The sequence below is a fragment of the Faecalibacterium sp. 3 genome (genome assembly GCF_048323735.1).
GTDB lineage: Bacteria > Bacillota > Clostridia > Oscillospirales > Ruminococcaceae > Faecalibacterium > Faecalibacterium wellingii.
The window spans coordinates 380,830-392,415 of sequence record NZ_JBLWFN010000001.1 but is presented as its reverse complement, the minus strand read 5'-3'; the positions used below and the strand labels follow the sequence as shown (position 1 = coordinate 392,415).

Annotated in this window: 6 protein-coding genes and 3 rRNA genes; 5 read left to right on the top strand and 4 right to left on the bottom strand. The window is 55.0% G+C overall.

Annotation, left to right across the window (positions count from 1 at the left end; all coding sequences use genetic code 11):
• The first annotated feature begins 738 nt into the window (after positions 1 to 738).
• From ACNSPV_RS01820 to rrf, 3 genes are all read left to right on the top strand, one after another.
• Positions 739 to 2,249: ribosomal RNA gene (locus ACNSPV_RS01820) — 16S ribosomal RNA — on the top strand.
• A 265-nt stretch (positions 2,250 to 2,514) separates the two neighbouring features.
• Positions 2,515 to 5,349: ribosomal RNA gene (locus ACNSPV_RS01815) — 23S ribosomal RNA — on the top strand.
• A gap of 128 nt (positions 5,350 to 5,477) precedes the next feature.
• A 5S ribosomal RNA gene (rrf, locus tag ACNSPV_RS01810) occupies positions 5,478 to 5,594 on the top strand.
• Together the 16S, 23S and 5S rRNA genes form the textbook arrangement of a ribosomal RNA operon.
• 193 nt (positions 5,595 to 5,787) lie before the next feature.
• Here the strand turns inward: rrf and lepA are convergent.
• The 4 genes from lepA to ACNSPV_RS01790 are packed head-to-tail and all read right to left on the bottom strand — an operon-like array spanning position 5,788 to position 10,204.
• Positions 5,788 to 7,599, bottom strand: coding sequence for a translation elongation factor 4 (gene lepA / locus ACNSPV_RS01805; protein ID WP_339396346.1), 1,812 nt, complete (start codon positions 7,597 to 7,599; stop codon positions 5,788 to 5,790).
• 53 nt (positions 7,600 to 7,652) lie between these two features.
• A complete protein-coding gene (gene alr / locus ACNSPV_RS01800) occupies positions 7,653 to 8,855 on the bottom strand; it encodes an alanine racemase (RefSeq protein ID WP_348584817.1) in 1,203 nt (400 codons plus the stop codon).
• 3 nt (positions 8,856 to 8,858) lie between these two features.
• A complete protein-coding gene (locus ACNSPV_RS01795) occupies positions 8,859 to 9,638 on the bottom strand; it encodes a tRNA 2-thiocytidine biosynthesis TtcA family protein (RefSeq protein ID WP_249237514.1) in 780 nt (259 codons plus the stop codon).
• Complete coding sequence (locus ACNSPV_RS01790; protein WP_348584818.1) at positions 9,635 to 10,204, bottom strand: hypothetical protein; 570 nt, start codon at positions 10,202 to 10,204, stop codon at positions 9,635 to 9,637. Before ACNSPV_RS01790 ends, ACNSPV_RS01795 begins: the two co-directional genes overlap by 4 nt.
• 311 nt (positions 10,205 to 10,515) lie before the next feature.
• On the opposite strand from ACNSPV_RS01790, the gene rplM reads away from it, so the two are divergent.
• Positions 10,516 to 10,944, top strand: coding sequence for a 50S ribosomal protein L13 (gene rplM / locus ACNSPV_RS01785; RefSeq protein ID WP_005938158.1), 429 nt, complete (start codon positions 10,516 to 10,518; stop codon positions 10,942 to 10,944).
• 17 nt (positions 10,945 to 10,961) lie between these two features.
• Positions 10,962 to 11,360, top strand: coding sequence for a 30S ribosomal protein S9 (gene rpsI / locus ACNSPV_RS01780; protein ID WP_249237512.1), 399 nt, complete (start codon positions 10,962 to 10,964; stop codon positions 11,358 to 11,360).
• Positions 11,361 to 11,586: the final 226 nt, after the last annotated feature.

Here is an 11,586-nt window from a genome sequence, read left to right as displayed (position 1 = left end):
GATACCCGTCTGCGCGCACGATATCCAACAAACTGAATGTAGCTCTATTCTATCACTATCTAGTGGCAAGTCAAGAAAAATACCACTACATTTTGCGTTTTGGAGTTTTAGCCAAAATTCATGGATAATTTTCAGGATAAAATCTGAGCCAAGACCTCTTGACAACGCACACCCGTTTCCATGGTGTAATATCGCAAAATATTATACGGAGAAAGCCTTATAATACATTATATAAATAAAAAGAGACACTGAGCTGCGGCGCAGTTTTCCCTGCGGTTTGCTGCTGTTTTGGGGTGAACGCAAAAAAGAATGGAAAAAATCTGTCAAAAAGTGTTGACAAGGAGGCGGGGGTGTGGTATTATACTTGAGCGCCAAGCGCTGAGGCAAAAGAATGACTTCCGGAGCCACAGCAGGAAGCCCTTGAAAAGAACCAATAGACGCTGAAAAAGTTCCAGTTTGTTCTGAGAAACTTCTTGAGTGTCCAAGTTCAGAAAGCTCAAAAGCTTCTAAAAAATAAGGCTTGACAAAAAACCACTTCGGTGGTACAATAAACAGGTCGTCAGCCGCAAGGCTGAGGCGCTACAGGACCTTGAAAATTGAACAATATCGAAAAAACTTGTAAGGAACCTTTATGTGTTTGGAAAAACACTTAAAACAATTCCAAAAGTAATTCACACAGGACGCAAGCGATTGCGTGCTGAGCGAACAAGATTTAACACTTTTAAGTGATAAATATCATTTATAAAGAGTTTGATCCTGGCTCAGGACGAACGCTGGCGGCGCGCCTAACACATGCAAGTCGAACGAGCGAGAGAGAGCTTGCTTTCTCGAGCGAGTGGCGAACGGGTGAGTAACGCGTGAGGAACCTGCCTCAAAGAGGGGGACAACAGTTGGAAACGACTGCTAATACCGCATAAGCCCACGGCTCGGCATCGAGCAGAGGGAAAAGGAGCAATCCGCTTTGAGATGGCCTCGCGTCCGATTAGCTAGTTGGTGAGGTAACGGCCCACCAAGGCGACGATCGGTAGCCGGACTGAGAGGTTGAACGGCCACATTGGGACTGAGACACGGCCCAGACTCCTACGGGAGGCAGCAGTGGGGAATATTGCACAATGGGGGAAACCCTGATGCAGCGACGCCGCGTGGAGGAAGAAGGTCTTCGGATTGTAAACTCCTGTTGTTGGGGAAGATAATGACGGTACCCAACAAGGAAGTGACGGCTAACTACGTGCCAGCAGCCGCGGTAAAACGTAGGTCACAAGCGTTGTCCGGAATTACTGGGTGTAAAGGGAGCGCAGGCGGGAAGACAAGTTGGAAGTGAAATCTATGGGCTCAACCCATAAACTGCTTTCAAAACTGTTTTTCTTGAGTAGTGCAGAGGTAGGCGGAATTCCCGGTGTAGCGGTGGAATGCGTAGATATCGGGAGGAACACCAGTGGCGAAGGCGGCCTACTGGGCACCAACTGACGCTGAGGCTCGAAAGTGTGGGTAGCAAACAGGATTAGATACCCTGGTAGTCCACACCGTAAACGATGATTACTAGGTGTTGGAGGATTGACCCCTTCAGTGCCGCAGTTAACACAATAAGTAATCCACCTGGGGAGTACGACCGCAAGGTTGAAACTCAAAGGAATTGACGGGGGCCCGCACAAGCAGTGGAGTATGTGGTTTAATTCGACGCAACGCGAAGAACCTTACCAAGTCTTGACATCCCTTGACAGACATAGAAATATGTATTCTCTTCGGAGCAAGGAGACAGGTGGTGCATGGTTGTCGTCAGCTCGTGTCGTGAGATGTTGGGTTAAGTCCCGCAACGAGCGCAACCCTTATGGTCAGTTACTACGCAAGAGGACTCTGGCCAGACTGCCGTTGACAAAACGGAGGAAGGTGGGGATGACGTCAAATCATCATGCCCTTTATGACTTGGGCTACACACGTACTACAATGGCGTTAAACAAAGAGAAGCAAGACCGCGAGGTGGAGCAAAACTCAGAAACAACGTCCCAGTTCGGACTGCAGGCTGCAACTCGCCTGCACGAAGTCGGAATTGCTAGTAATCGTGGATCAGCATGCCACGGTGAATACGTTCCCGGGCCTTGTACACACCGCCCGTCACACCATGAGAGCCGGGGGGACCCGAAGTCGGTAGTCTAACCGCAAGGAGGACGCCGCCGAAGGTAAAACTGGTGATTGGGGTGAAGTCGTAACAAGGTAGCCGTAGGAGAACCTGCGGCTGGATCACCTCCTTTCTAAGGAGTCAGGCAAGGACAGAACATCAAAAGATGGACAGTTCTTGGACAGGTTTGAACGAGTAGAGTAGATATTGTTCGATTTTGAGGGCCCTGAAAAGGACACTCAAAGACGTACCTTGAAAACTGAATAATAACTGCGAAACAAAGATTATAGTAAGTTCTTTTTAAGAAATATTGCAATTTCAAAAGGAAGGGTAACAATAATCTTCGTTGGCAAGAGAGAATCAAGAGGATACCAAATGTTCCAAGAGAACGTTTGAAAGGTCAAGCGAACAAGGGCGCAGGGCGAATGCCTTGGCACTGGGAGCCGATGAAAGACGTGATAAGCTGCGATAAGCTTCGGGGAGCTGCAAATAAGCATTGATCCGGAGATTTCTGAATGAGGAAACTCACCTGGGTTCATACTCAGGTACGTTATACTGAACTTCAAAATAGGTATATCGAGGGAACCGCCTGAACTGAAACATCTAAGTAGGGCGAGGAAGAGACATCAAACGAGATTCCGTAAGTAGTGGCGAGCGAACGCGGAAGAGGGCAAACCGAGAGTAGAAATACTTTCGGGGTACGGAGCGCATTTAGGACTTAAGTTGTTAACCGAACGGCATGGGAAGGCCGGTCAGAGAGTGTGAGAACCACGTAGGTGAAAGCGACAAGAGCCGAGCGAATTCCAGAGTACGGCCAGACACGTGAAACCTGGTCGGAATACGGGGGGACCACCCTCCAACCCTAAATACTACCCAGTGACCGATAGCGTATAGTACTGTGAAGGAAAGGTGAAAAGCACCCCGGGAGGGGAGTGAAAAAGAACCTGAAACCCTGTGCCTACAAGCACCTAGAGCGCGTCAATGCGTGATAGGGTACTTTTTGTAGAACGGTCCGGCGAGCGATTGTATGCAGCAAGGTTAAGGACTTAAGGTCTGGAGCCGAAGCGAAAGCGAGTTTGAAAAGGGCGTTAAGTTGCATACAATGGGCCCGAAACCGGGTGACCTACCCATGGTCAGGTTGAAGTGGAAGTAAAATTCCATGGAGGACCGAACCGACCTCCGTTGAAAAGGCGGCGGATGAACTGTGGGTAGCGGAGAAATTCCAATCGAACCCGGAGATAGCTGGTTCTCCCCGAAATAGTTTTAGGACTAGCCTCAAGTTAGATACCTGGAGGTAAAGCACTGAATAGCCTAGCGGCCGAGAGGTTAGCGAAGCTTATCAAACTCAGAATGCCAGAGTATTGATGCTTGGGAGTCAGACAGTGTCAGATAAATGTCATTGTCAAAAGGGAAACAGCCCAGATCTACAGCTAAGGTCCCAAAGTCAGGTTAAGTGGAAAACGATGTGAAGATACGCAGACAACCAGGATGTTGGCTCAGAAGCAGCCACTCATTCAAAGAGTGCGTAATAGCTCACTGGTCGAGCGTCTTTGCGCGGAGAATTTAACGGGGCTAAACCTGACACCGAAGCTTAGGCAATACAGCAATGTATTGGGTAGGGGAGCGTTGTATACGCGGTGAAACAGTAGCGCAAGCGGCTGTGGAGTGTATAGAAGTGAGAATGCCGGAATGAGTAGCGCGAATGCAGTGAGAATCTGCATGGCCGAAAGCCTCAGGTTTCTGGAGGAAGGTTCGTCCGCTCCAGGTCAGTCGGGAGCTAAGGTGAGGCCTAACGGCGTAGCCGATGCACAGACGGTAGAGATTCCGTCACCACCAAAAGAGTTAAACACAGGGACACATATGAAGTCTCGGAGCCGGGTGTTGGTTCCGGTAGCGATCGAGGGAAATTAGTACCGAAGTCCGGGATGGAAGATGGCGAGAAAAGCTGTGTGTATTTCTGCGGTGCCCGTACCGCAAACCGACACAGGTAGGTAGGAAGAAGATTCTAAGGCCAACGGGAGAAGGGTTGTTAAGGAACTCGGCAAATTGACCCCGTAACTTCGGGAGAAGGGGTGCTGCAGCAATGCAGCCGCAGAGAATCGGCCCAAGCAACTGTTTACCAAAAACACAGGTTTGTGCTAAATCGAAAGATGACGTATACGAGCTGACGCCTGCCCGGTGCTGGAAGGTTAAGAGGAGATGTGCAAGCATTGAATCGAAGCCCCAGTGAACGGCGGCCGTAACTATAACGGTCCTAAGGTAGCGAAATTCCTTGTCAGGTAAGTTCTGACCCGCATGAAAGGCGTAATGATTTGGGCACTGTCTCAACAGCCCGCCCGGCGAAATTGTAGTACCGGTGAAGATGCCGGTTACCCGCGACAAGACGGAAAGACCCCATGGAGCTTTACTGTAGCCTAATATTGGGTTTCGATGTTGCATGCACAGGATAGATGGGACTCTGGGAAGCAGGTGCTTTGGCGCTTGTGGAGAGGCCGTTGGGATACCATCCTTGCGATATTGGAATTCTAACCTGCGCCTTTGAATCAAGGCGGGGGACATTGTTAGGTGGGCAGTTTGACTGGGGCGGTCGCCTCCTAAAGAGTAACGGAGGCGTTCAAAGGTTCGCTCAGCTTGAACGGAAATCAAGCAAAAGAGTGCAAACGCAGAAGCGAGCCTAACTGCGAGACTGACGGGTCGAGCAGTAACGAAAGTTGGAGTTAGTGATCCGGTGGTATGTGAGTGGAAATGCCATCGCTCAACGGATAAAAGTTACCCTGGGGATAACAGGCTGATCTCCCCCAAGAGTCCACATCGACGGGGAGGTTTGGCACCTCGATGTCGGCTCATCGCATCCTGGGGCTGTATTCGGTCCCAAGGGTTTGGCTGTTCGCCAATTAAAGCGGTACGCGAGCTGGGTTCAGAACGTCGTGAGACAGTTCGGTCCCTATCTGTCGTGGGCGCAGGATATTTGATGGGAGCTGTTCCTAGTACGAGAGGACCGGAGCGGACGTACCTCTGGCGCACCAGTTGTTCTGCCAAGAGCATAGCTGGGCAACTATGTACGGATCGGATAAACGCTGAAAGCATCTAAGCGTGAAGCCGACCCAAAGATAAGATATCCCATTGTTTCAAACAAGTAAGACCCCTTGAAGACTACAAGGTTGATAGGCACGATGTGTAAGTGGAGCGATCCATTCAGCAAGCGTGTACTAATAGGTCGAGGGCTTGACCACAATTCGCTTGAGACTCTCAAGAGTCAACGAAAAAATGCTAGCAGTGATTATTCAGTTTTGAAGGCACGTCCTTCTAAGAAACACTGGACAAAGTACAACAGATATGTTATACTAGGCCAGTCAGATCGGTCGGTGTCGATGACGGTGAGGTTCCACCTGTTCCCATTCCGAACACAGAAGTTAAGCTCACTTGTGCCGAAGATAGTTCGCTGGAAACGGCGCGTGAAAATAGGTAGTCGCCGACTTGAACAAAACGCTGCAGAAGAAATTCTGAGGCGTTTTTTGTTGTCTGAACGGCTGGTTTGAAAAATGTCGTAAACGATAGAAAATGAGAGCTGCAGAGGAAACCTTTGCACTGCAGTAAAAACAGATAAAACAAGCCCGCGTCCCGGTATGCGCAGTTGCATGACCGGAACGCGGGCCGTTGCTTTTATAGGATCAATCGTCGTCGCTGTCCAGCTTGAGCACAGCGGTGAAGGCCTCACTGGGCAGGGAAACGCTGCCCAGCTGACGCATCTTCTTTTTGCCTTCCTTCTGCTTTTCCAGCAGCTTCTTTTTGCGGGAGATGTCGCCGCCGTAGCACTTGGCCAGCACGTCCTTGCGCATGGCCTTGACCGTCTCGCGGGCAATGATCTTGCCGCCGATGGCGGCCTGCACCGGGATCTCGAACAGGTTGCGGGGGATGTTGTCCCGCAGCTTCTCGCAGATGCGGCGGCCCTTGGCGTAAGCGTTATCGCGGAACACGATCATGGACAGCGCGTCCACAGGTTCGCCATTGAGCAGGAAGTCCAGCTTGACCAGATCGCTCTCACGGTACTCCTTAAACTCATAGTCGTAGCTGGCGTAGCCCCGGCTGCGGCTCTTGATGGCATCGAAGAAGTCGTACACGATCTCGCCCAGCGGCAGAGCATAGTGCAGGTCCACCCGCACATCGTCCAGATACTTCATGTCGATCAGCACGCCGCGCTTGTTCTGGCACAGATCCATCAGGCCGCCCACATAATCGTTGGGGGTGTACAGATGCACGTCCACAAAAGGCTCTTCCTGCTTGACGATGTTGGAGGGGTCCGGATAGCTGGAAGGATTGTCGATCATCTCCACGGTGCCGTCGGTCAGGGTCAGGCGGTAGCGCACGCTGGGGGTGGTGGTGATGATGTCCAGATCGAACTCTCGTTCCAGACGCTCGGTGATGATCTCCATATGCAGCAGGCCAAGGAAGCCGCAGCGGAAGCCAAAGCCCAGCGCGGCGCTGGTCTCCAGCTCAAAGGTGAGGGAGGCGTCATTCAGCTGCAGCTTTTCCAGCGCGTCCTTCAGGTCGGGGTACTTGGCGCCGTCGGCGGGGTAGATGCCGCAGAACACCATGGGCTTGACCTGACGGTAGCCGGGCAGCGCCTCCGGAGTGGGGCGGTCGGCCAGCGTGACGGTGTCACCCACGCGGGTGTCCTGCACGGTCTTGATGCTGGCGGTCAGATAGCCCACCTCGCCGGCCTGCAGCTGTGTGCAGGGGGTCAGGCTGGTGGCACCCATGTGGCCTACTTCCACCAGCGTGAACTCGGCACCGGTGGCCATCATACGGATGGTGTCGCCGGGCTTGACCGTGCCTTCAAACACGCGGATATAGACGATGACGCCCTTGTAGCTGTCGTAGATGCTGTCAAAGATCAGGGCCTTCAGGGGGGCATCCGGGTCGCCGGTGGGGGCGGGAATGTCGGTAACGACACGCTCCAGCACCTGATCCACATTCAGACCGGTCTTGGCAGAAACGCGGGGCGCGTCCAGACAGGGCAGGCCGATCACGTCCTCCACCTCCTGTGCCACCTCGTCCGGGTGGGCACTGGGCAGATCGATCTTGTTTAGGATGGGCACCAGCTCCAGATCATGTTCCAGCGCCATGTAGGTGTTTGCCAGCGTCTGGGCTTCCACGCCCTGCGTGGCGTCCACCACAAGGATGGCACCCTCACAGGCAGCCAGACTGCGGCTGACCTCATAGGCAAAGTCCACATGGCCCGGGGTATCGATAAGGTTGAACTCGTAGGTCTTGCCGTCCTTGGCGGTATAGTTCATGGTGACGGCACGGGCCTTGATGGTGATGCCGCGTTCGCGCTCGATGTCCATGTTGTCCAGAATCTGGTCTTCCATGGTGCGCTCGTCCACGCTCTTGGTCAGCTCCAGAATACGGTCCGACAGGGTGGATTTACCGTGGTCGATGTGTGCGATGATGCAGAAGTTGCGGATATTATCTCTTGCCATTCAGTTCCTCCGAAAAAGTTGAGAAGCTATGATAGAGCGGCCTGTGGTGCCGGTCATGCTTTCAGGATCCAGTCCTCGACATCCACGATCTTTCCGTGCTCAAGGTAAACGCGGGGCACGCGGCGGGACACGCCGCACAGCACCTCGTAGGAAATGGTGTCGGTCTTGCGGGCGATGGTTTCAGCCGTATCACTGACGCTGCCGCCCCACAGGATGGCTTCATCGCCCTCGCGGATGTCCGGGATGCCGGTCACATCCACCATCATCTGGTCCATGCACACGCGGCCCAGCACCGGGCAGGCCTTGCCGTGGATCTCCACGATGCCCTTGCCGCAGCTCAGCTGGCGGGGATAACCGTCAGCGTAGCCGGTGCACAGGGTGGCCACCAGCGTGGGCTTTTCGGCGGTGAAGCGGCGGCCATAGCTGGCGCTCTGACCGGGCTGCATTTCCTTGACCATGCTCACCACGGTCTTGAGGGTCATCACCGGCCGGAACTGCCCGAAGCGCACCTCGTCGCTGGGGTCGTAGCCGTAGAGGATGATGCCGGGCCGGGCCATGCAGCGCTCCCGGGCCAGTCCCTCGGGCCAGTCCGGGTGCAGCATCACGCCCGCAGAGTTGTCGCAATGAACGGTCTGCGGCTCATGGCCTGCCGCCTTGAGCGCATGGAATGCTCTGACGAACAGCGCGTGCTGCTCCGCGGTATAGACAATGTTTTCTTCGGCGGTGTCGTCGGCCACCGAGAAGTGCTGGAACATGCCGGTCATTTCCAGCCCCGGCAGCGCACAGACCGCCAGCATTTCGCGGATGGCGGCGTCAAAATCGGTGCGCAGGGCAAAGCCGATGCGGCCCATGCCGGTATCGGCCTTGAGGTGGATCTTTACCCTGCCGCCTGCCTTTACCGCAGCAGCGGAAAGGTTCTGCGCCTGCTCGGTGGAGTAGCATGCCACGGTGATATCCTCGTGGATGAGGGTCTGGGCGTACTCCGGCTGCACATGGCCCAAAATGAGGATGGGCAGAGTCTGCCCGTCCTGACGCAGCTGCATGGCCTCGGTCAGGCAGCTGACGGCCAGACAGACCGCGCCCTCCTCGGCAAAGATGCGGGCACACTGCACGGCACCGTGGCCGTAGCTGTCGGCCTTGACCACCGCGCACAGCGGCAGGGCACCGGCCCGGGCCTTGACGGCCCGGAAGTTATGACGCAGGGCGTCCAGATCGATCTCGGCCCAGACGTGTTTTTCAAAAGGTTGAGTCTGCATGATTCATTCTTCCTCGTTTGTAATTGCAAAGCTGCCGCGTCCGGTGTGGACGGGACGCCAGCCGTCGATGCCGCTCTCCTGCAGGGCGTGCAGGGTCTTTTGCCGGAAGGCGTGGTCGGTGCGGCAGCGCTCCTTGACGAACTCCTTGGTCTGTTCGCGCACGGTCACGCCGTCGGCAGGGCAGACGCTCTTGACGATGGGCAGCCCCTCGGCGTGCACTGCGGAAATGACCTCCTGCTCGGTGGCCAGCAGCATGGGCCGGATGAGGGTCAGGTCCCGGCGCGAAAGATAAGTGACCGGCGAGAAACAGCCGATGCGGCCCTCCCGCCAGAGATTCATGTAAAAGGTCTCCACGGCATCGTCCAGATGGTGGCCCAGCGCCACCTTGTTGCAGCCCAGTTCCTGCGCCGCCGTGTGCAGCGCGCCGCGCCGCAGTTTGGCGCACAGGGCGCAGGGGTTCTTCTCCTTGCGGTAGTCGAACACCACGGGGCCGATCTCGGTGCGGCGGATCTCATAGGGGATGTCGTACCGGGCAAACAGCTCCTGCAATACGGTGTAATCCATGGGCTTGCCGCCGAATTGCGGGTCCAGCGTGACGGCCTGCACCGTAAAATCAAAGCCGATGTACTTGCGCAGCTCCGCGAGGCCAATGGTCAGCGCTACGCTGTCCTTGCCGCCGGAAACGCCCACCATCACCTTGTCGCCGGGGGCGATCATTTCATAGTCCTGCACAGCCTTGCGCATCAGGCCGCACAGACGCTGCATCGCACGGGAACTGCTCATGACAGGGTCACACTTTCCACAAGATTCACAATGTCGTTGATGGAGGCCAGTTTGGTCAGGCCGGAAACATACACCACGTCACCGCTGGGGTAGGTAATGGTGGCCAGCACCGCATAATATGCCTGAATGTCGCAGCGCACGGCCTCCACCTCGGCACCGTCCACGGTCAGGTTCACCTTGCGGGGCTTGATGACGCCATAGGCCTGCTTGAGGTCTTTCTCGGACGCATCGATAAAGTCCGCGTAGCTGTCGGCGGTGCCGCGCTGCAGCAGCACGGCTTGGTAGTCCTCGCCGTCGGCACTGTCTGCCGTGGCAAGTTCCAGCACGGTGCCAAGGGTGCTGTCCTCGGTCATCTGGCACACCTTCCAGATGGAACTGTCGTAGTAAACGGAAACGCCGTTGGAGCCGGTATAGTGGGTGTCCGGGTTTGCGGGCACACTGCGGTTGACCAGCAGCGTTAATATAATGTAAGCGACGATGCCAAGGGCAACAAAGATGCCCATGGCGGCCAGCAGTTTGGAGGTGCGGCGCTGGGCAGAAGCATTGCGGTCGATCTCGTTTGACATGTAGAAAGCTCTCCTTATCCGTGTGCACAGCAAAAGCTGCCATATCCTTTATAGTATACCACACCAAGGGGCAAAATTGTAGCGGGCAGAGGCAGAAAATGTGCGGCGGCGGGCAGAAAATTTTACAGAAAATGCGTTTTTAGAAAACAAGAGGATTCAAGAGAAAACGAGAGCATTCGAGAGATTGAAAAAATTACAGCGAAAAAATCAAAAAATGCTGTTGACAGGTGCCTTTTTATGATGTATACTGACACTCGCGCCCCACAAAGGCGCCTGAAACGTTACAAAAAGCTTATCAGGAGGAAATAGATATGAGCACTACTCTCGTAAAGCCCGCTGAAGTCGAGCGCAAGTGGTACCTGCTCGACGCTGCCGGCAAGAGCCTGGGCCACGTCGCTGCTGAGGCCGCTGTTCTGCTGCGCGGCAAGCAGAAGGTCGATTACACCCCCAACGTGGACTGCGGCGATTTCGTTGTTGTCATCAACTGCGATCAGGCTGTTCTGACCGGCAAGAAGGCCGAGCAGAAGTTCCACATCACCCACAGCAAGTACATCGGCGGCCTGAAGAAGGTCCAGTACAGCAAGCTGATGGCTGAGCACAGCGATCTGGCCATGACCTACGCTGTCAAGGGCATGATCCCTTCCAACACCATCGGTGCTAAGGCTCTGACCCGCCTGCACTGCTACCAGGGTGCCGAGCACGCTCACGCAGCTCAGAAGCCCGAGAAGATCGAGTTCTAAGAAGGAGGCAATCGAACATGTACGAAACCAAACCTTATTTCTACGGCACTGGTCGTCGTAAGGATTCCGTTGCCCGCGTTCGCGTTTACACCGGCACTGGCAAGATCACCATCAACGATCGTGATATCGACAACTACTTTGGTCTGGAGACCCTGAAGCTGATCGTCCGTTCTCCGCTGGTCCTGCTGGGCCTGGAGGGCAAGTACGACGTCGTCGTCCGCGTTTCCGGCGGCGGTGTTTCCGGTCAGGCTGGCGCTATCCGCCACGGCCTGAGCCGCGCTCTGCTGCAGCAGAACGAGGAGAACCGTCCTGTCCTGAAGAAGGCTGGCTTCCTGACCCGCGATCCTCGTATGAAGGAACGTAAGAAGTACGGTCTGAAGGCTGCACGTCGTGCACCCCAGTTCTCCAAGCGCTGATTATATTTCAGATGCATTTTTACGGCTCTGCTTCGGCAGGGCCGTTTTTTGCTGTCTGTTTTCCGGAGAACTGGGGGGCACGACATCCCGCGTCAGCGGCACAGCTCAGTGCACCGCAGTTCTCCAAGTGCAACGGCGACGACCGCAGCCAGCGGCTGAAACAGGGAGGAGCTGTTGGGGCCGCGGCCAGCAAGACACGAGCACCGCTCAAGGTGCGAAGTGGATG

Excerpts from the sequence above, each read along its gene's own strand:
- ACNSPV_RS01790 (WP_348584818.1), bottom strand. The coding sequence starts at position 10,204 with ATGTCAAACGAGATCGACCGCAATGCTTCTGCCCAGCGCCGCACCTCC.
- rplM (WP_005938158.1), top strand. The coding sequence starts at position 10,516 with ATGAGCACTACTCTCGTAAAGCCCGCTGAAGTCGAGCGCAAGTGGTAC.
- rpsI (WP_249237512.1), top strand. The coding sequence starts at position 10,962 with ATGTACGAAACCAAACCTTATTTCTACGGCACTGGTCGTCGTAAGGAT.
- ACNSPV_RS01795 (WP_249237514.1), bottom strand. The coding sequence starts at position 9,638 with ATGAGCAGTTCCCGTGCGATGCAGCGTCTGTGCGGCCTGATGCGCAAG.
- alr (WP_348584817.1), bottom strand. The coding sequence starts at position 8,855 with ATGCAGACTCAACCTTTTGAAAAACACGTCTGGGCCGAGATCGATCTG.
- lepA (WP_339396346.1), bottom strand. The coding sequence starts at position 7,599 with ATGGCAAGAGATAATATCCGCAACTTCTGCATCATCGCACACATCGAC.